19 protein-coding genes are annotated in these 19719 nt (G+C 33.9%); 17 read left to right on the forward strand and 2 right to left on the reverse strand.

Annotated elements, in window-relative coordinates; translation table 11 throughout:
* Positions 1-518: 518 nt before the first annotated feature.
* Positions 519-1250, forward strand: a complete 732-nt coding sequence (locus tag ACPDG9_RS14890) for a YoaK family protein (RefSeq protein WP_430528511.1) — start codon at positions 519-521, stop codon at positions 1248-1250.
* Positions 1251-1382: 132 nt separating this feature from the next.
* On the opposite strand, the gene ACPDG9_RS14895 is transcribed toward ACPDG9_RS14890, so the two are convergent.
* Entirely contained in the window at positions 1383-2186 is an 804-nt protein-coding gene (locus ACPDG9_RS14895; protein WP_430528512.1) for a DNA alkylation repair protein, read from the reverse strand.
* 441 nt (positions 2187-2627) lie between these two features.
* Between ACPDG9_RS14895 and ACPDG9_RS14900 the strand changes: the two genes are divergently transcribed.
* The 16 genes from ACPDG9_RS14900 to ACPDG9_RS14975 all read left to right on the forward strand — a co-directional run bounded on the left by ACPDG9_RS14900 (position 2628) and on the right by ACPDG9_RS14975 (position 19249).
* Positions 2628-3926, forward strand: coding sequence for a nucleotide sugar dehydrogenase (locus ACPDG9_RS14900; protein WP_430528513.1), 1299 nt, complete (start codon positions 2628-2630; stop codon positions 3924-3926).
* A 14-nt stretch (positions 3927-3940) separates the two neighbouring features.
* Positions 3941-5344: a UDP-glucose 6-dehydrogenase gene (locus tag ACPDG9_RS14905; RefSeq protein WP_430528514.1), complete on the forward strand. Its 1404-nt coding sequence runs from the start codon at positions 3941-3943 to the stop codon at positions 5342-5344.
* 6 nt (positions 5345-5350) lie between these two features.
* The gene (locus tag ACPDG9_RS14910) at positions 5351-6373 is read left to right on the forward strand and encodes an NAD-dependent epimerase/dehydratase family protein (protein ID WP_430528515.1); all 1023 of its coding nucleotides are present in this window, start codon (positions 5351-5353) and stop codon (positions 6371-6373) included.
* Between the two features lies 1 nt (position 6374).
* Positions 6375-7502: a glycosyltransferase gene (locus ACPDG9_RS14915; protein WP_430528516.1), complete on the forward strand. Its 1128-nt coding sequence runs from the start codon at positions 6375-6377 to the stop codon at positions 7500-7502.
* Complete coding sequence (locus ACPDG9_RS14920) at positions 7502-8719, forward strand: oligosaccharide flippase family protein (protein ID WP_430528517.1); 1218 nt, start codon at positions 7502-7504, stop codon at positions 8717-8719. The genes ACPDG9_RS14915 and ACPDG9_RS14920 overlap by 1 nt, the downstream gene beginning before the upstream one ends.
* Entirely contained in the window at positions 8716-9804 is a 1089-nt protein-coding gene (locus ACPDG9_RS14925) for an EpsG family protein (protein WP_430528518.1), read from the forward strand. Before ACPDG9_RS14920 ends, ACPDG9_RS14925 begins: the two co-directional genes overlap by 4 nt.
* Positions 9805-9811: 7 nt before the next feature.
* Positions 9812-10999, forward strand: a complete 1188-nt coding sequence (locus ACPDG9_RS14930; protein WP_430528519.1) for a glycosyltransferase — start codon at positions 9812-9814, stop codon at positions 10997-10999.
* Positions 10983-12017: a polysaccharide biosynthesis protein gene (locus ACPDG9_RS14935; protein ID WP_430528520.1), complete on the forward strand. Its 1035-nt coding sequence runs from the start codon at positions 10983-10985 to the stop codon at positions 12015-12017. Before ACPDG9_RS14930 ends, ACPDG9_RS14935 begins: the two co-directional genes overlap by 17 nt.
* A gap of 49 nt (positions 12018-12066) precedes the next feature.
* Positions 12067-12492, forward strand: coding sequence for a WxcM-like domain-containing protein (locus tag ACPDG9_RS14940; protein ID WP_430528521.1), 426 nt, complete (start codon positions 12067-12069; stop codon positions 12490-12492).
* Between the two features lie 5 nt (positions 12493-12497).
* Positions 12498-13616 (forward strand): NAD-dependent epimerase/dehydratase family protein, encoded by a 1119-nt coding sequence (locus ACPDG9_RS14945; protein WP_430528522.1) that lies wholly within the window; start codon positions 12498-12500, stop codon positions 13614-13616.
* A gap of 149 nt (positions 13617-13765) precedes the next feature.
* Positions 13766-14905, forward strand: coding sequence for a non-hydrolyzing UDP-N-acetylglucosamine 2-epimerase (gene wecB / locus ACPDG9_RS14950; RefSeq protein ID WP_430528523.1), 1140 nt, complete (start codon positions 13766-13768; stop codon positions 14903-14905).
* A gap of 5 nt (positions 14906-14910) precedes the next feature.
* Positions 14911-16095, forward strand: coding sequence for a glycosyltransferase family 4 protein (locus tag ACPDG9_RS14955; protein ID WP_430528524.1), 1185 nt, complete (start codon positions 14911-14913; stop codon positions 16093-16095).
* The gene (locus ACPDG9_RS14960; RefSeq protein WP_430528525.1) at positions 16085-16996 is read left to right on the forward strand and encodes an NAD-dependent epimerase/dehydratase family protein; all 912 of its coding nucleotides are present in this window, start codon (positions 16085-16087) and stop codon (positions 16994-16996) included. The genes ACPDG9_RS14955 and ACPDG9_RS14960 overlap by 11 nt, the downstream gene beginning before the upstream one ends.
* Before the next feature lie 36 nt (positions 16997-17032).
* On the forward strand, positions 17033-17998 hold the full coding sequence (locus ACPDG9_RS14965) for an MraY family glycosyltransferase (RefSeq protein WP_430528526.1): 966 nt from the start codon (positions 17033-17035) through the stop codon (positions 17996-17998).
* A 31-nt stretch (positions 17999-18029) separates the two neighbouring features.
* Complete coding sequence (locus ACPDG9_RS14970) at positions 18030-18506, forward strand: transferase (protein WP_430528527.1); 477 nt, start codon at positions 18030-18032, stop codon at positions 18504-18506.
* 212 nt (positions 18507-18718) lie between these two features.
* Positions 18719-19249 (forward strand): hypothetical protein, encoded by a 531-nt coding sequence (locus ACPDG9_RS14975; protein WP_430528528.1) that lies wholly within the window; start codon positions 18719-18721, stop codon positions 19247-19249.
* A gap of 68 nt (positions 19250-19317) precedes the next feature.
* On the opposite strand, the gene ACPDG9_RS14980 is transcribed toward ACPDG9_RS14975, so the two are convergent.
* Positions 19318-19566, reverse strand: coding sequence for a hypothetical protein (locus ACPDG9_RS14980; RefSeq protein ID WP_430528529.1), 249 nt, complete (start codon positions 19564-19566; stop codon positions 19318-19320).
* Between the last annotated feature and the right edge of the window lie 153 nt (positions 19567-19719).

Below are 19719 nucleotides of genomic sequence, written 5' to 3' on the forward strand. Positions count from 1 at the left end.
CGACCCTTCGTTGCCTCAGGGTGACATACTGTGTGTGGGTACTGTGATCGGTTAACGGTTAACGGTTAACGGTTAACAGTAGATTTTTCTGAAATAGCAAGTGTTTTCTTTCAAGGACTCGTAGGATGCGACCCTTCGTTGCCTCAGGGTGACATACTGTGTGTGGGTACTGTGTGTGGGTACTGTGTGTGGGTACTGTGTGTGGGTACTGTGTGTGGGTACTGTGTGTATTCAACGCTCGTCAATCACCCCAGTCACTCACCCCTCCAACAACCCTTACTCGTCTTTCAAGGACTCGTAGGATGCGACCCTTCGTTGCCTCAGGGTGACATACTGTGTGGGGGTACTGTGATCGGTTAACGGTTAACGGTTAACGGTTAACAGTAGATTTTTCTGAAATAGCAAGCATTTTCTTTAAAAACACAAACCTCACAACGAGCAAACCTCACAACGAGCAAACCTCACAACGAACGACAATCAAAAAACATCCCTATCTTTGTTCAAAAGGAAATCGGATCATGTTTAGGCACCAAGGTAAAAATCGCGCATACTCTCACAATCTCAAATTAGCTTCCCTACTATCCGGTGTAGCGGGGATCGTTAATATTGTGGGGGTATTGGGTTTGAGTACCTTAACCACCAATGTGACGGGGCATTTTGCTTTTTTTGCAGAAGAAGTCATCGAAGAAAACTACAGCAGAGCCTTCGTTTATCTTATTTATACCTTTTTCTTTTTGTTGGGTTCCTTTATTTCTAGTCTTATTATGGAATGGGTACTCAAACACAAACCAGAAGTGTCCTATGTAATTCCGATTTTAATAGAAGTGGTCTTATTGCTAGGAATCAGTACTGTGGATGTTTTTTATGTAGGTGCTTTGCAGAAATACAGTGTGTTCTGCGCTTTGGTGTTGCTGTTTTCTATGGGACTCCAAAATTCCTTGGTAACGAGAGTTTCCGGTGCAGTAGTACGCACCACACACCTTACGGGGTTGTTTACTGATTTGGGGATTGTACTCTCTCAGTTGTTCTTCTATAAAAATAGAGCCGAACGCATCCGCCTCTTTCGCAGTGTCTTTTTGATGCTTGCTATTATTGGCTGTTTCTTCGTTGGTTGTGTAGCAGGTGGATTTTTGTACTTTCACTATCAGTTTAAAACACTAGCCCTAGCTGCTATACTGCTGCTATTCGCCCTTTGGTATGATCAATTACTGATGAGTTACTACACCTTGAGAAGAAGAATTAGATTGTAGCGTTAACTGTTCACCGTTAACTGTTAACTGTTCACCAATTGTCGATTAAAGCAAAAACTTTCTTATTTCAGAAAAATCTACCGTTAACTGTTCACTGTTCACTGTTAACTGTTAACTGTTAACTGTTAACTGTTAACTGTTCAAGCTTCTCATCGCTTTCTTCACAATATAAGCCGTTGCTTTTGTATCACTTTCTTTGCTCCATTGAGCGCAGCGATTACGCACAAAATCAGGTTGCGTTTTACTAGCGTCATTCAGCCAGTTGGCTACACTATCTTGTACGTATTTAGCGGGGTCATTGCGAAGGTTTTCCAATAAAGGCAAGGCGAGGGTAGGATTGGCTTTAAGCTCTTCGATATGTGCACACCAAACCCCACGGGGGCGAGTGGATTCTGTAGCAAAGCGACGGATATTCTCATCTGCGTGGAGTGTCCAAGGTAAGAGTGTTTCCAAACTCAGCGATAAATTAGCAATAATAGTAGAGCGTACCGCCATCCAGGCGGTTTCGCGAACACCAAAATGCGAATCCGCTGCGAAAGCTTGAATCGCCTCTAGTTTTTCTAACGGACTATACGTTGGGTGTAAACCGATCATATACGTAGCCCAACAGCGAACCATATCCGCAGGATGTTTACTTACAATAGAAAAGAGGTCCTCGTCTTTTGCTGCTGTTGCTTGTAGAAGGAGTAATTCGCCAATCGTTGCATTTCTCAAAGTAATGGTCGGTTTTTTTAGCGCAGCTAATGCGGTGTGTATTGCAGGCAAATAATGCGTTCGGTTGCACTGCTCTAAAACGGTTTGTAGCAAAACACTCGAGTCAATAGCCAGCCATTCCACTAAATTTGCTGTTTCTATTTCACCGCGATTCAACTGCTCTAATACTGCAGGGGGAATCCCCGCAACTGTTTTAGATCCTTTTCTCTTTACTTGATCCATGCTTCTTCGTATTTGTTTATACAAAGGTTGTTCTCTTTTTTTATTCTTGCAATACCGCATAAAAAAGTCACCTATGTTTTTTGAATGAGTGATCCGTGATCTGTTATAAGGTATCGGTAGAGTTAACGGTTGACGGTCTTAACAAACAACAATTGACAATCGACAAACCACCACCACCCTAATGGTTTAAATTCGATAGAAAAATTAATAAACAAACAGATAAGGTGGTTTAAAGTCAATAATTTAGTCGGTTTTAACCTTTTATTTGTTTAATGAGTAGTTTTTTAAGGGAGGGAGAGAATGCTTTTACTTAAAAATAATAAAAGGAATGTTATGCGTAATGGTTAAAAAATGTACCTTTGTGTGCTTAGGGAAATAGCTTAAGCTAAAAACACCTTACTTTTTTATCTGAAATTAGAAGTAATAAGAAAGTAACCAAAAATGAAAAAGAAAATTAAGATTGCTGTTATAGGGCAGGGCTACGTTGGTTTGCCTTTGGCACTAGCGTTTTCAAAACACTACCCTGTAGTGGGTTTTGATATTAACGCAAAGCGTATTTCGAGCTTAAAACAAGCGCAAGACGACACCAAAGAAGCGGATCAAGAGCAGTTAAAGGTATCGTTAATGACCTACCAAACTTCTGGTGGTGTTGTTGGATATTTGCCTAGTTGTGAGATTAAAGATTTAGCAGAGGCTAATGTCTTTATCATTACCGTTCCCACGCCTATCAATCAATTTAATGCACCTGATTTATCTCCCTTAAAAAGCGCTTCTCGCTTGGTCGGAGAGGTACTCAAGCCTGAGGATATCGTAATTTATGAATCTACGGTATATCCCGGATGTACAGAAGAAGAGTGTATCCCTGTACTCGAAGCTACATCCAAACTACAGTTTAACCGCGATTTTTACGTGGGTTATTCACCCGAGCGAATCAATCCTGGTGATAAAGTCAATACCTTAGAAACCATTGTTAAAGTAACTTCGGGTAGTACACCTGCTATTGCAGAAGAAATCGATCAACTCTACCAACAAATCATTCAAGCCGGAACGCATAAAGCAACTTCTATCAAGGTAGCAGAGGCTGCGAAAGTAATTGAAAATGCACAGCGCGATGTCAATATATCTTTTGTCAATGAATTGGCGTTGATCTTTGATCGCATTGGCATTGACACACAAGAAGTGTTAGAAGCAGCCGGAACCAAGTTTAACTTTTTAAAGTTTAGACCTGGGTTGGTAGGTGGACATTGTATTTCGGTAGATCCGTATTATTTAGCACATAAAGCCATTCAGTTGGGCTATTATCCTGATGTGATTCTTTCGGGGAGAAGGGTAAACGACGAAATTCCTATTTTTATAGCGAGTAAGGTGGTGAAGCTCATGGTACAGCAAAATATCAATGTAAGTCAAGCTAAGGTGTTGTTGTTGGGCTTTGCCTTTAAGGAGAATTGCCCCGATACGCGCAATACCAAAGTGGCGAATATATACGAAGAGTTGATCTCGTATGGCATAGCCGTGGAAGTATGTGATCCGTGGGTAAACCCTGACGAAGTAAGAGCGGAATACGGTTTGGAGTTGGTGTCGTCTAACGATATCCTCCAACAGCAATACGACGCTGTGGTGCTAACCACGGCACATAGAGAATTTGATAAATTGAACGTTCGTGAATTAGTACATCAAATGGGCGTTGTGTTTGACACCAAAAGTGTGTTAGACCAAGATAAAGTAGATAGTAGATTATAATAAGATTGTAAAAAATGAAAAGTATTACTAAAATTTGTTGCGTAGGTGCAGGGTATGTAGGTGGACCTACGATGGCTGTTATTGCGCAGAAAAATCCTCATATTCAAATCACCGTAGTAGATATTAACGAAGCGCGTATTCAGGCGTGGAATGATGCAGACTTGAACAAGTTACCTATTTACGAGCCTGGTTTGGATGCTGTGGTAGCGGAAGCAAGAGGGCGTAACTTATTTTTTGATACGAACGTAGATAAAGCCATTGACGAAGCGGATATGATTTTTATTTCCGTGAATACCCCAACCAAAACCTATGGGAAGGGGAAGGGCATGGCAGCGGATTTAAAGTATATTGAGCTATGTGCACGTCAGATTGCTCGCGTGGCAAAGACAGATAAAATCGTAGTAGAAAAATCAACCTTACCCGTGCGTACGGCACAGGCGATCAAGCGCATTTTAGATCAAACGGGTAATGGCGTAGCGTTTCAAATCTTGTCCAATCCGGAGTTTTTAGCAGAAGGAACGGCCATTCAAGATTTGATGAACCCCGATCGCGTATTGATTGGAGGAGAAGAAACGCCAAAAGGACAAGAGGCTATCGAGGCATTAGCGGCGATTTACGGGGCTTGGGTACCCCAAGAGCGCATCTTGCGCACCAACGTTTGGTCGTCTGAATTGTCTAAGCTAACGGCTAATGCTTTCCTGGCACAACGCGTGTCTTCCATCAATGCTATTTCTGAGCTATGCGAAGCTTCGGGAGCAGATGTGAGTGAGGTAGCGAGAGCCATCGGAACGGATAGCCGCATCGGAAGCAAGTTCTTAAAGGCTTCTGTTGGGTTTGGAGGGTCGTGCTTCCAAAAAGATATTTTAAACTTGGTGTACATTGCCAAATCGTACGGCTTAGACGAAGTAGCCGACTATTGGGAGCAAGTAATCCTGATGAACGACTACCAAAAGCGCCGTTTTGCTGAAAACATCGTGAGTACGCTGTTCAATACCGTAAATGATAAGAAAATTGCCTTCTTGGGGTGGGCGTTCAAAAAAGATACCAACGACACCCGCGAATCTGCTGCTATTTATGTAGCCAATGACTTGATGGAAGAAGAAGCGCAAATTCACGTGTATGATCCGAAAGTAACGGAACAGCAAATGCTGTCGGATTTAGACTATTTGGCAACGCGTGAGCCAGAAGCAAATAGAAAACACCTAACGGTACACCCTGATCCTTACGCGGCTTTGCAAGACGCCCACGGTATTGCGGTGTTAACGGAATGGGACGAGTTTAAAACCTATGATTGGCAACGCATCTACAATACAATGCAAAAACCTGCGTTTGTCTTTGATGGACGTAATATTTTAGATCGTCAAGCTTTGGAGCAAATTGGTTTTGAGGTATATACAATTGGTAGAGGATTAAATTAGAGTGATATGAATACTATATTAGTAACAGGCGGAGCGGGATTTATAGGTTATTTTACAACACAGCGTTTACTTGATGATGGCTACGCTGTTGTTAGTATTGACAATGTTAATGATTACTATGATGTTAATTTAAAGTATGCTAGATTAAGAGAATTAGGAATTGATAAGGAAAAAGCAGAAAAATGGGGAGAATCAGTACAGTCAACATTGTATGAGCATTTAACCTTTTATCGAATTAATTTAGAAGATCGAATGCTTTTGCCTCAACTTTTTGAACAATACAAGTTTGACGGTGTTATTAATTTAGCCGCCCAGGCAGGTGTTCGTTATAGTTTAGAAAACCCAATGGCTTATGTTGATAGCAATCTAGTCGGATTTGTAAATCTATTAGAGTGTTGTAGACACAGTAAAATTAAGCATTTAGTCTATGCTTCTAGTTCTTCTGTTTATGGTGAAAACCCTAAAGTTCCGTTTGGAGAAGAAGATCGAGTGGATTATCCTGTTAGTTTATATGCAGCGACTAAGAAAGCAAATGAATTGATGGCACATACCTATAGCTATTTGTATCAATTGCCGACCTCTGGTTTGCGTTTCTTTACTGTTTATGGTCCTTATGGAAGACCTGATATGGCTCCGATTCTGTTTGCTTCGGCTATTACAGAGGGAAGAGCAATTAAGGTTTTTAATAATGGTGATATGAGTCGAGATTTTACTTATATTGATGATATTGTGTCTGGAATACTACTTACTCTACTGCATCCACCAACAAAAGAATTAGAAAAGCCATATTATCAGTTATTTAATATTGGCAATGGAGCCCCTGTTTCTCTAATGGAATTTATAGAAACACTAGAAACAGAATTAGGACAAGTAGCTGAAAAAAATATGATGCCAATGCAAGCAGGTGATGTTCCAAGAACATGGGCTGATACTACTAATTTAGGTAAAATAGGGTATAAAAGTACAACGTCTATTACAGAGGGGGTGAAAAGCTTTGTTGAATGGTTTAAAAAGTATTTTAGTAATTAATATGCGAAAGATTTTAGTAATTAATACTTCAACTATTAGGGCAGGTGGAGCTATTCAGGTGGCCATTAATGTTATAAAACAAAGCTTTAAAGAACAAGATTTTGATGTTTATTATATAACAAATAAGATTTTGTTTGAATTAATAGCTACAAATAAAAGTAAGACTTTAATCGTTTCAGAATATCCTTCAAATATTTTTGCCACAAAGGTAAAAAGAGAGATAAGAAATTATGCTGAGAGTGTAAAGGCAGATGTTGTTTATTCTGTTGGAGCGCCTTCATACATCAATTTTAAGTGCAAAGAAGTTTTAAGATTAACTAATCCTTGGTTAATTGAGAAGGATACTGTTGCTTATAAAAAACTTTCTTTTATTGGGCAATTTCGTGCAAGATTAGAGGTTCTGGTAAAAAAGCAATATTTAAATCGTGCTAAATATTTCATTACTCAAACATTAGATGCTAAACAAAAAATCGTTGCTAATTTGGGTAAAAAAGAAGAAAATGTTTATGTAATACAAAATGTTTATTCTTATAATTTTGAAGAATTTGTTAGTTTAAATTTTGAAAGAGATTATAAAGGAGTTAGAAATATTATATGTGTATCTGCTAATTATCCGCATAAAAATATAGAACTCTTAGTAGGAATTGCTGGTTTGATGAAGAAAAATAAAAAGAAAAATTATAAATTTTTTCTTACTATTCCAATAGAACAGTGGGAAGGCAGTCATGTAAACCATCTGATTAAACAGTATGATGTAGCTGATTATTTTGTAAATCTAGGAAAGCTTAAGTTAGATGAATTAGTTGAAGTTTATAAAATGGCTCATGTTTTCTTCTTACCTACTTTACTGGAGGTTTTCTCTGTAAGCTTTTTGGAATCAATGATTTTCGATGTACCAATTATTACTACTGATTTTAGCTTTAATAAAACGATTTGTGGTGATGCTGCTATGTATTTAGAAGACCCTTTTGACGTAAATGCAGGGTTATCTTATATAGAATTGATCTGTGAAGACGAGATTGTTAGAAATGATTTGATTAGGAAAGGAAAAAATGTTTTAGACGGAATTCCTTCAAATAAAGATGTTTATGAAAATCACTTTATAGTTTTAAAACAAATTGTTAGCTAATGCAAGTAAAAAGATCAATAGTGTTATTAGTGTCAACGCTTGTCGGAATGTTTTGTTTGTTAATTACAAATAAATTGATTACTAGTGTTTTAACTCAAGATGAGTTTGGGTTGTTTTCATATAGTCTTAATTTTTTTAATTTTATTCAAATTATAACAGCTTTAGGAGTTTTTTATCCTTTAAGTAGAGCACTTGCTAAAATAGAAAATAGATATGAGTATAGGAAAATATTAGGATTAGGGTATTTTTTTGTGCTTGTTATTTTTCTTTTGCAATTGGCTATAATAATTATTAGTTACTTTTTTTATTTTATTCCTTATAAAACTGAAGTAGTTAGTTTGATATTAATTTCCCTACCTTTTGTTTGGATTTTTAGTGCCAATAATTTAAGTGAAGTTTTATTCCAAAGCATGCAAAATGTTAAGTTTTTAGCTTTTTATAGGTTCATGCCTCGCCTTTTATTTTTGGTGTTTGTGGCGTTTTTGACTTGGTATTTAGAGTTTATATCTTCATTAGAGATCTTGTATTGTTTTTTAATCAGTTATGTGTTGGTTCATGTTTCTTGTTATTTCGCTCTAAAGCCAAGTTATGACAGTTTAAAGGAAAAAATTAAAGCTTTCTTAAGAAATGATTTTGCTTTCGGTTTTAATGTATACACAGGTTCATTAATATCATTAGGAGCTGTTAGTTTTACAGGAGTGTTAATAGGTTTTTTTAATAAGGAGAGTTCAGAAATTGGTTACTATAATTTAGCAATTCAGTTATCAACCCCATTAACATTATTGCCAAATGTTATAGCTACGAGTAATTATACAAATTTTGTTAATAGTAGATCTTTAAGTAAAAAGATACTTTTTTTAGTTGTATTTGTCTGTATACTATCCTTATTATTGATGTATCTCTCTTCAGATTTTATAGTAAAAATTATTTATGGTGAAGACTATTTTAGAGTTAGCGATATAAATAAAATTTTAATTATTGGTTATTTTTTTTATGGAATTGCTGATTGTTTTAATAAGTTTTTGTTAGCAAAGGGATTTGGTAAAGAAATACGAAATACTTCTATAATTATAGGTCTGTGTTTATTTCTAAGTAATATTATATTAATTCCTAAATATAGTGCAAGTGGTGCTGCTATTTCTGTTATTTTGGCAGGTGTTATTTATTTAGTTTTTTCTATATATTTTTATTTTACCAGAAAAGCTTTTTTTGAATGAGTCTACATATTTTAATCATAGTTTTATTATTTCTCTTGTCATGCTTCTTTGAAAGGAGTAGGGGCGTGAGTTTGTTAGTTTTTATTTATATGTGGTTATTGTGGGGATGGAATGCATGGAATGGGGATTATGAAGCTTATGAAGCTGTTTACCTAAGTACCACGTATGATACTATTTGGACAACAAATATTGAAAAGGGATATTTTTTAATTAATTATATTTTTAATAATATTTTTGGGTTAAAATTTTCAAGTTTCATGATTGTATTTGCTTTCTTTGTTCTTAGTATTGTGTATTATTTAAGTTCAAAGATTTGTGATAAGGTAGGGTATTTTAATATATTGTATTTTGTTATTTTTATATTAGAGTATGTATATATGCGTAATGCATTATCTCATGTTTTGATTTTATTCGTTCTGTTAGTCTCAATATACAATAATAAAATAAGTAAAAAAAAGTTTATTATTTATATTCTTTTGTGTGCTTTTATACACGCCAGTTCATTAACTTTTTTGATTTTGGTTTTTGCGATTAGCAACGAAAGAAAATTCAGTATATCAAAAATTGTAAAATATGCAATTGTAGTTTTTGCAATGGGTTTTTTCCTTTTTAATTTTGTTTCGGGTTACTTTGGAGGGTTTTTTCTCCATAAACTTAATGCATATTCAGGATTTAGCGGCATTTCTAATTCTTTTGTTGGATTAATAGTATTAGTTGCTTTAAGCGTTTACTATTATAATAATTGTTTGAATGTTAGTGTATTGTCACAAGATCAAATGAGAATAAGGATAATGTTCATAAATATTAATTTATTGTGTCTTTTTTTATTAACCTTTTTTTATTTTCTTCCTTATTTTGCACGATTATTTCGTTTACTTTTGATGTTTAATCTCATTGGATATTTATACTTTTTTAAGTATGTATTAAACTTGAGGCTTATCAGGCATTTTAGAACAATTATATTTGTTTTCTATTTTTCATTTGCTTTGTTGTTGCTACAAAATGCTACTCATTTATGGAGTACCTATCCTTTGTTTAATGTCAATAGGATATTTGGGATTAGTTACTATGAATCAATTTATTAGTTTATAAATGAAAAATATAGCTTATGCTTTTTTAGGACCTTTTCCTAAGGGAAATGTTTCAACTGTAAGAATTCTTTCTTACACAAAAGAATTGGTAAATAAAGGTTGCAATGTTACTGTTTATATTTTAGCACCAACTAATGATGCTAGAATTAATAGTCAAAAAGAGGGATGCTATCAAGGAGTTAACTATGTTTATTTATCTAAGATTTCTTGGGATAGAACCAAAGTTTCTCTTTTGATTAAATCATTATATTACATTCTAGGGGTGCTTAAATTTCTAATAGTATTACTGTCAAGAAAACACAATAGTGTTATTTCTTATCATAATGAGTTGTTGTTTAATACATTAACTAGTTTGGTGTGCAAGTGTATAAACATTCCTGTTATTCTTGATATTACAGAGTATCCTAAGAATTTCAAAAACAAATCTAGTTTTCAAAAAAAGGTTGAATGTTTCGCATTAAGAAGATATGATGGTATTATAACTGTAAGTAATGAATTAGTCGATTTTTATAGTATTATTTTAAAAAAGAGTGTTTTTAAAATGCCAATAACTATTGATGTTGATCGATATGAAAACTTAATACCTCCTAAAAAGAGAGTAAATGAAATTACTTGTGTTTTCGGTGTTCATAATAGAGATGGATTAATTAATACATTAGAGGTTTATCGTAATTATTATGATTTTTGTATAAATAATGATTTAGACATTTGGAAGCTTGTACTTATTGGGAATTTTGAGAGAATTAAACAATCACATAAAGATGTACTCGAATACGTTAAAAAGATTGAAGAAGAGGATTTTTATTCCTTTATAAAAGTAATAGGACAGATCGACAATGAGACTTTTCCAACTAGGATTGGTAAAAGTAAATTATTGATTAATACTCCTATGTCTTTTGTATCAGGTGGATTTCCTACAAAGCTGGGAGAATATCTGCTTTCAAGTGTACCTGTGATATATACAACAGCAGGAGAGATAAGTGAAGTACTAACTAATAAAGTTGATTCATATTTATTTGAACCTTTAGATTTAGCTTCTATATCAAACTGTATAGTGACTATTCAGAGTAATTATGTTGAGGCATGTGAGGTTGGTTTTAATGGAAGAAAAACGGCTTTAGAGGTTTTTAATGCCCAAACGTATATAGATAATTTATTAAAATATTGTTATAATGAAAATAAAGAATAAAACCCTGCTGATAACTGGAGGTACAGGGTCTTTTGGTACAGCAGTTTTACATCGTTTTTTAGAAACTGATCATTTTAAAGAAATTCGTATTTTTTCACGCGATGAGAAAAAACAAGATGATATGCGAAATTTGTATAAGAATGATAAAATCAAATATTATATAGGTGATGTACGCGATTTAAGTAGTGTAGAACCTGCTACCCGAGGTGTAGATTATATTTTTCACGCTGCCGCTTTAAAACAGGTTCCATCTTGTGAATTCTTCCCTATGCAAGCAGTAAAAACGAATGTAGAAGGGACACAAAATGTAATCCGTGCTGCGGCTTCTAATGGAGTGAAAAAAGTGATTTGTCTTTCCACTGACAAAGCTGCCTATCCGATTAATGCGATGGGGATTTCTAAAGCAATGATGGAAAAAGTTGCTGTTGCGGAAGCGCGTAATTTGACAGATACAGTTGTATGTTTGACACGTTATGGTAATGTGATGGCTTCTCGAGGGTCTGTTATTCCTCTTTTTTTAAATCAAATAAAAAAGAATGAAGCTATAACTATTACAGATCCATCGATGTCTCGTTTTTTTATGTCTTTAGAAGATGCGGTTGATTTGGTGTTGTTTGCTTTTGAAAATGGTAACCCAGGTGATTTGTTTGTTAATAAAGCGCCCGCGGGAAGTATAGGTGATTTGGCAAAAGCATTAATAGAATTGACAGGAAAGGAGGTACCAATTAAAATTATTGGCACTCGTCATGGTGAGAAGTTGTATGAGACATTATGTACTAGAGAAGAAATGATGAAGGCTGAGGATATGGGGGATTTTTATCGTGTACCAGCAGATAATCGTGATTTAAATTATGCGAAGTATTTTTCTGAAGGTAATGAAAATGTATCAGTTGTAGAAGATTATCATTCTCATAATACGAATCAACAAGGTGTTGAAGGATTAAAAGAATTAATCAGTAGATTACCTTTAATACGCAAAGAAATTTTTGGAGAAGATGTACAACAGTACGCAGAGTAAGAAGCATTTACTACTGGTTTTTTAAATGTTAGATTAGCAATTAGAATATATGCTTTTATTAGGTGAAAAATACCAAGATATACGAGGTAAGCTAACGTATAATAATGAGTTTAATGCTACAGTTATAAAACGTATATATACGATAGAAAATATATCGATTGATTTTATACGAGGATGGCAAGGACATCAAGTAGAACAACGTTGGTTTGCTGCTATGACTGGAAGCTTTGAAATTTCGGTAATTAAAATAGATAATTTCGGGAATCCTAGCGACAGTCTTGCAGTAGTAAAGTATGTGCTTACTGCTGATGAATTAACCTATTTACATGTTGAGAAAGGTCACGTTACTGCTATACAAGCATTAGAAAAAGATAGCAAATTATTAGTGTTAGCAGATTATAGTTTAGGAGAAATACAAGATGAAATAAGGTATTCTATAGAATATTTTAAGAATGCAGTTTTCAATACAATATAAAAAATATGATTAAAGTTGGAATTACAGGTCAACATGGCTTTGTTGGAAGTCATTTGTACAATACCTTGGGATTATATCCAGAACAGTTTGAAAGAATCTATTTTGAGCGATCCTTTTTTGAGAATGAAGATCGTTTGGATCAATTTGTTGAAAAGTGCGAAGTCATTGTTCATTTAGCTGCAATGAATAGACATGAAGATCAACAAGTTATTTATGATGTAAATATTAAGTTGACTGAGCAATTGATAGCCTCTTTAAAGCGGACTAATAGTAAAGCTCATGTTATAATATCATCTTCTACACAAGAGGAAAAAGAGAATTTATATGGACAATCTAAAAAGGTTTCGCGAGAAAGTTTGACGAAATGGGCAACTGAATTTGGGGGTAAGGTTACAGGTATGATTATACCTAATGTTTTTGGCGCATTCGGAAAACCTTTTTATAATTCTTTTATTGCTACTTTTTGTTATCAATTAACACACGGTTTTGCGCCAACAATTGCTGTAGACGGTGAGGTTAATTTGATTTATGTACAAGATTTAGTTGAGATTATACTTGATGAAATCAAGAGTGATTTTTCAACAGAGGCATTAATTATTCCACATACATCAACTAAAAAAGTTTCAGAAGTATTAACCCTCTTAGAAGATTATCAAAGCAAATATTTAGATAGAGGAGAAATTCCAATTTTAAGTACAGCATTTGAAGTAAATTTGTTTAATACATATCGTTCATATATTGATTACAAAACAGTTTTTCCTGTTAAATTTAAACAACATACTGACCCAAGAGGGGCTTTTGTTGAAGTAATACGTTTAGGTATTGGGGGGCAGGTTTCTTTTTCTACGACAGTTTCTGGAGTTACAAGAGGTAATCATTATCATACACGAAAAATAGAACGTTTTGCTGTAATAAAAGGTAAAGCTTTAATACAATTACGCAAAATAGATGAAACTGAAGTGCTGAATTTTGAATTAGACGGCTCGGAGCCTTCTTATGTAGATATGCCAATTTGGTATACCCACAATATTAAAAATATTGGTGAAGAAGAACTTTATACTATTTTTTGGATTAACGAATTGTATAATCCAGAAGATGCTGATACATATTTTGTAGAAGTATAATAAATGATAAGAGAATTAGAAAATTTAAAATGCTTCTAAAGAAAAAATCATAGGGGCTTTAAAATTTGAATATACTATTAAATTGTCTGCTATGATTGAGAATGGATAATATGTATAGTCAATTATAGTAAGGTGAAATTTTTAGAATTATGAGAAAATTAAAAGTAGTTACGGTTGTAGGAACAAGACCAGAAATTATTAGATTATCTAGAGTTTTAGTTGCATTAGATGCTTCTGAAGCTATTGATCATATTATTGTTCATACTGGTCAAAACTATGATTATGAGTTAAATCAAATTTTCTTTGAAGATTTAGGACTTAGAAAACCAGATTATTTTCTAGAAGCTGCTGGTAGAACAGCTACAGAAACAATTGGAAATATACTTATTAAGATAGATCCGCTTTTAGAGGATTTAAAACCTGATGCATTTTTAGTGTTAGGCGATACAAATTCTTGTTTATGTGCTATACCAGCAAAAAAACGTCATATACCAATTTTTCACATGGAAGCGGGTAATCGATGTTTTGATCAACGTGTACCAGAAGAAACCAATAGAAAAATTGTGGATCACACTTCTGACATTAATTTGACATATTCGGATATTGCTCGTGAATATTTACTTAGAGAAGGATTGCCTGCTGATAGAATAATTAAAACAGGTTCACCAATGTTTGAAGTATTGATGCATTATTTACCTCAGATTAAAGCTTCTAAGGTGTTAGAAAAATTAGAATTACAAAAGAGGGAGTTTTTTGTTGTATCAGCTCATAGAGAAGAAAATATTAACTCTGAGAAAAATTTTATGGGACTGATAGATTCCTTGAATGCTATAGCAGAAAAATACAAATTTCCAATTATTGTATCTACACATCCTCGAACGCGAAATATGATTGATAAGATGAAAGTAGAGGTGAGACCTGAAATTCAGTTCTTAAAACCTTTAGGTTTCCACGATTATAATGCACTTCAAATGCATTCATATGCAGTATTATCTGATTCAGGTACAATTTCAGAAGAATCATCTATTTTAAATTTCAGAGCATTAAACATTCGTCAAGCACATGAACGTCCCGAGGCAATGGAGGAAGCTTCTGTCATGATGGTCGGTCTTTCCCCTAATCGAGTTATGCAAGGTTTAGTACAAGTTTTAAGGCAAGAAGTTGGTGAACAACGTAATTTTCGTTCAGTAACGGATTATTCTATGCCTAATGTATCAGAGAAAGTTGTAAGAATTATTATTTCTTATACTGATTATATAAAACGAACAGTTTGGAGTGAAGAAATTTAAAAATAATGAAAAAACTTTTTATTGTATCAGAACTATTTTATCCAAATAAGACATCTACAGCATATATCATGACAGAACTTGCTAAATATTTTAAAGGTTCTTATGATGTATCAGTATTAACAACAGATTTAGCTTATGATAGTAATATTAGTGAAGGGGAAAATGATTTAGCTTTTTGTATTAGAAGAAGTAAAGTTTCAAATGTTAATAAAAATAGTTTTGTTAGTAGAATTAAAGGAGCTATTAGTAGTAGTTTTTTGTTGACAAAAGCCGTAATGAAGCATGTAAAGAAAGGGGAGAAAGTTTTAGCAGTAACTAATCCTTTTTTAATAATCTTCTTCCTTGCTGTTTTAAGAAAGTTTAAAAAGTTTGATTATATATTACTAGTACATGATGTTTTTCCTGAAAATACTATTCCTGCAGGCCTAAAAAGTAAAGATAGTCTTAGCTATAAAATTATTAAGAGTATTTTTGATTGGTCTTATAGACAAGCGGATAAAATAATTGTTTTAGGGGGTGATATGAAACAATTATTAATAACAAAGCGAGTTCAAAAAGATAAAATAGCAGTTATTGCTAATTGGTATGATTCTGAATTGGTATATCGCTCTGATGTAAATGTAAATGAATATTTAGGGAGATTTAATTTTGAAAGTAAAGTTATTATTGGTTTTGCAGGAAATGTAGGAAGAGTTCAAGGGTTAGATTTGTTTATTAATTCTTTCAAAAAAGCAAATAATATAAATATTTGTTTTGTTGTTGTAGGAGAAGGTGCGCAATTGAATGAATTAAAAAAAATAAGTGAGGGGTATGAAAATATAATTTTTTTAGGAAGTAAACCTAGAGAAGAACAATCTATATTTTTAAACATATTTGATATTGGTTTAGTTACTCTTGCTAAAGGAATGTACGGTTTAGGTGTTCCATCTAAGAGTTATAATTTATTACATCTAGGCAAACCTATTTTATATATTGGTGATTGTGACTCTGAGATTGATATCATGATTAAGAAGCATGATTGTGGCTGGAGTTTTGATTGGGATAATGACAATAAATTAGTTGATTTTTTAATGTCAATCACTCCTATCAATACAAAATATAATTATAATAGGAATAGTACAATTGCTGAAGAATATTACTGTAAAGATAAAATCATGAAACAGTTTGAATTTGTAGTCAATGGAAAATAAATTATTAGTATTTGGTGCTTCTGGCTTTATTGGTAAAAATCTGTCAGATTTTTTATTAACTGACTATCATTTTGAAACAAGTTCTTTGCGTGATTTGACAAATTTAGATAAGATTAATTCCGCAGATATTGTTATCAATTTAGTTGGTAAGGCTCATGATCATAAAGGAGAGGCTACTGAAAGAGACTTTTATTATGCTAATTATGAGTTGGTAAAAAACATATATAATGTTTTTATACAATCTGAAGCAAGCTTATTTATACATATTAGTTCTATAGCAGCTATAGAAGAATCGGGAAGTGCTAATGCTTTGACTGAAGAAATGGTTGGAAATCCAGTTTCTTGGTATGGTAAATCTAAACAGAAAGCAGAGCAATTTATTATGGATCAACAACTTCCAGACGGAAAGAAAATAATTATTTTACGACCGACGATGGTTCATGGACCTGGAGATAAAGGTAATCTAACTTTGTTATATAAGTTAATAGCTAAAGGCTTACCTTATCCATTGTCTAAGTTTGATAATCGACGTTCTTTTTTATCTATTGATAATTTCAATTATTTAATCAAAGAAATTATTAATAAACATACTATGGTTCCTTCAGGAATTTACCATATCTGTGATGATCAACCAATAGCAACGTCTACTATTATTTCAGTTATAGGAGAAGTAACAGACAAAAAGATTTTTAATTTTCCTTTACCTAAGGGACTTGTTAAAGGATTAGCAAAGTTTGGAGATTTCATTCCATTGCCTTTAAATTCTAAGAGATTAGGCAAGATGACCTCAGATTTAGTAGTATCTAATACAAAAATAAAAAATGCACTACAGATCGAGCAGTTGCCTATTAGCGCAGAGGAGGGGTTAAAACGCACCATACAAAGTTTTTCAAAGTTATAATACGAGATTTGCTTTTCGTTTATTAATACAATAAAAATGGAATACATTCTACTAGTAGCAATACTATTTATTGCAGAGTTAGTGTACTTTAAGATAGCAGATAAGTACAATATTATAGATAAACCCAATGAGCGAAGTTCGCATACTCAAATTACGTTAAGAGGTGGAGGTGTGGTTTTTTATTTTGGTGCCTTAGCCTTCTTTATTTATTCGGGCTTTGAGTATCCTTATTTCTTTTTGGGATTAACCGCTATTACGATTATCAGCTTTTTAGATGATATTTTTACATTATCCAATAAGATACGTTTGCTTATTCACTTGGTATCAGTGTTACTAATGTTTTATCAATGGGATTTGTTTGCCTTATCTTGGATCTGGATACTGCCTGCATTGATTGGAGTAATCGGAACAATCAATGCCTATAATTTCATGGATGGAATTAATGGTATTACGGCTTGGTATAGCATGGTGGTATTGGCATTGTTAGCTATGGTAAACGTAGACGTACATTTTGTAGATCAGAACCTAATTGTATTTGCTATGTTGGGGGCAGCTGTGTTTGCATTCTTCAACTTTAGAAATAAAGCAAAGGCTTTTGCAGGCGATGTAGGTAGTGTGTGTATGGCTTTTATTGTGGTTTTCTTGTTGGGACAGCTCATCATTACAACAGGAAATTTCATCTATATTCTTTTCTTAGTTGTTTATGGCATTGATACCGTTTGGACCATCATTAGACGTTTATTGAAAAAAGAAAATATATTTCAGGCGCATCGCTCTCACTTATACCAATATTTGAGTAATGAGGCGGGAATCAACAAGCTCTATGTGGCTTTTGTTTATGGGATTATTCAATATTTAATCGGTACTTCTGTTATTTCCTTAGCGCAAGAAGCTGTAACCGTACAAATAGGAGTTAGTATTGGAATTTTAGTGGTGTTAAGTGGTGGATATTTGATTTTAAAGCGCAACATCATTACTAAATATGTAGCACCTAAAAACTAGTCTATCTTTTACTTTAAACCAAAACAGACAGATGAAAAAAATAATGATTTACGGAAAAGGGGGACATGGAAAGGTTGTTGCAGATGCAATTCATCAACTGGATGATACAATTGCGGTAGATTATTTTGATGATGCTAGTAATCCATATCAAGCAAGTTGTGAAGTAGAGGCAAAGGTTGTTATAGGGATTGGAAATAATGAAGTTAGACAAAGAATCTCAACAGAAGTAAAACATTCGTTTGCTACCCTTATTCATCCAACCGCTTATGTTTCACCCACGGCTAAAATAGGTGAAGGAACCGTAGTATTAGCCAATGCTGTTATACAAGCCGATGCGGTAGTCGGGAAACACTGTATTATTAATGCCAATGTTACGATTGATCACGATGCTATTGTAGAGGATTATGTTTGTACGTATCCTGCCGCTTATGTAGCAGGATTTGCTCGCGTCACTGCTTTGAAAACAGTAAAACCAGGGCAAGTGGTTTGGAAGAGTGAAGTGTTTTAGCCCGTTGAAAAAATATAAATAAAAAAGGATGTTCATTTGAACATCCTTTTTTTATGGTTAGTTGTTTGTTGAAGGTCGTTAGTCGATGAGTCCGTTCTACACCAACAGCAAAAGACAAAGAAATTACCCCATTAAAATCCGTATATTTTTGTTACCTTTCGCTTCAAAATTGGTAAGACTAGCGGGGCTTGCGCCAATCGTACAAATAGTAAATGACAAAAAACTTTAATTTATCGGATAGCGATTTCTCGGATTTAACTGCATTAATTCCATACATTCGTCAAATAGATACCTTAGAAGTGAAAGAGGCTCTTCAACTATCTAGAGATATTTTACAGTATCAGCCTTTTTTCTTATCCGTGGTTTTTGGTTATCAAACAGACCTATCTTTAGAGGAGCACGACGAGGTATTGCGACTTTATTTCTTGCTGTGGCTCTACTTCAAAGAACAAAATAAATTACCAAGTAATCCGGTGACTCAAGCCAATTTTGAACAAACACAAAAACAGCTTGTTCAAATGCTTGCCTATGTTCAACAGGAAACCGAAGACAGCAAACAGACGATTTTTAGTAATGACCTAAAACAAATTCAGTCTAGAGCAATGGTAACAGCGCTATACTATCGTTTTGAAACTAGACCCGTACTCAAAAAAATGAACGAAGAAATGAAGTCTTTGGTCATTATGGGCTTTTGTGGTTTTATTAAGTGCTTTGAGTGTAATAAGTTAACGATTGACAGTTAACGGTAGATTTTGCTGAAATAGAAGGTATTTTCTTTAAAACAACCAACAGCAAACAACCAACAACCAACTCACTCCAAAAGGGGTTCTTGTAATTGGAGGAAGGAGTTGACTACATCTAGCACACATTGCACATCTGTGCGGTCGATAAATAGCTCATCTGGATTGTCTGTACAGTTTTGTACATAGTAGTAGAAAATCTCGTTTATGCTCTTGGCATAGGTTGTAAAACTAGCATTGTTGTCATAAAGCGCTTGAAGAACAGCTAAGTTATGACGGTCAATAGCCACTTGCGTTTCTAGTAATGGAAGCTTACTCATAATCGATAAAATTAAAAACCCGCACGGTATAGGTGTCCTAACGTCTAAACAGCATCATTTATTTTACGCTTACGGTGTATGCACCCGAGCAAGTACATCTAGTGAGATCTAATTATTCTTCTACATTATCCAGGATAAGTTTCTTGTAATTAT

This window comes from Myroides sp. C6-3, from assembly GCF_050522425.1.
Classification (GTDB): Bacteria; Bacteroidota; Bacteroidia; order Flavobacteriales; family Flavobacteriaceae; genus Flavobacterium.

What these genes read in the sequence shown, in the direction of transcription:
- ACPDG9_RS14890 (WP_430528511.1), top strand. Translation starts at nt 519, where the DNA reads ATGTTTAGGCACCAAGGTAAAAATCGCGCATACTCTCACAATCTCAAA.
- ACPDG9_RS14895 (WP_430528512.1), bottom strand. Translation starts at nt 2,186, where the DNA reads ATGGATCAAGTAAAGAGAAAAGGATCTAAAACAGTTGCGGGGATTCCC.
- ACPDG9_RS14900 (WP_430528513.1), top strand. Translation starts at nt 2,628, where the DNA reads ATGAAAAAGAAAATTAAGATTGCTGTTATAGGGCAGGGCTACGTTGGT.
- ACPDG9_RS14905 (WP_430528514.1), top strand. Translation starts at nt 3,941, where the DNA reads ATGAAAAGTATTACTAAAATTTGTTGCGTAGGTGCAGGGTATGTAGGT.
- ACPDG9_RS14910 (WP_430528515.1), top strand. Translation starts at nt 5,351, where the DNA reads ATGAATACTATATTAGTAACAGGCGGAGCGGGATTTATAGGTTATTTT.
- ACPDG9_RS14915 (WP_430528516.1), top strand. Translation starts at nt 6,375, where the DNA reads ATGCGAAAGATTTTAGTAATTAATACTTCAACTATTAGGGCAGGTGGA.
- ACPDG9_RS14920 (WP_430528517.1), top strand. Translation starts at nt 7,502, where the DNA reads ATGCAAGTAAAAAGATCAATAGTGTTATTAGTGTCAACGCTTGTCGGA.
- ACPDG9_RS14925 (WP_430528518.1), top strand. Translation starts at nt 8,716, where the DNA reads ATGAGTCTACATATTTTAATCATAGTTTTATTATTTCTCTTGTCATGC.
- ACPDG9_RS14930 (WP_430528519.1), top strand. Translation starts at nt 9,812, where the DNA reads ATGAAAAATATAGCTTATGCTTTTTTAGGACCTTTTCCTAAGGGAAAT.
- ACPDG9_RS14935 (WP_430528520.1), top strand. Translation starts at nt 10,983, where the DNA reads ATGAAAATAAAGAATAAAACCCTGCTGATAACTGGAGGTACAGGGTCT.
- ACPDG9_RS14940 (WP_430528521.1), top strand. Translation starts at nt 12,067, where the DNA reads ATGCTTTTATTAGGTGAAAAATACCAAGATATACGAGGTAAGCTAACG.
- ACPDG9_RS14945 (WP_430528522.1), top strand. Translation starts at nt 12,498, where the DNA reads ATGATTAAAGTTGGAATTACAGGTCAACATGGCTTTGTTGGAAGTCAT.
- wecB (WP_430528523.1), top strand. Translation starts at nt 13,766, where the DNA reads ATGAGAAAATTAAAAGTAGTTACGGTTGTAGGAACAAGACCAGAAATT.
- ACPDG9_RS14955 (WP_430528524.1), top strand. Translation starts at nt 14,911, where the DNA reads ATGAAAAAACTTTTTATTGTATCAGAACTATTTTATCCAAATAAGACA.
- ACPDG9_RS14960 (WP_430528525.1), top strand. Translation starts at nt 16,085, where the DNA reads ATGGAAAATAAATTATTAGTATTTGGTGCTTCTGGCTTTATTGGTAAA.
- ACPDG9_RS14965 (WP_430528526.1), top strand. Translation starts at nt 17,033, where the DNA reads ATGGAATACATTCTACTAGTAGCAATACTATTTATTGCAGAGTTAGTG.
- ACPDG9_RS14970 (WP_430528527.1), top strand. Translation starts at nt 18,030, where the DNA reads ATGAAAAAAATAATGATTTACGGAAAAGGGGGACATGGAAAGGTTGTT.
- ACPDG9_RS14975 (WP_430528528.1), top strand. Translation starts at nt 18,719, where the DNA reads ATGACAAAAAACTTTAATTTATCGGATAGCGATTTCTCGGATTTAACT.
- ACPDG9_RS14980 (WP_430528529.1), bottom strand. Translation starts at nt 19,566, where the DNA reads ATGAGTAAGCTTCCATTACTAGAAACGCAAGTGGCTATTGACCGTCAT.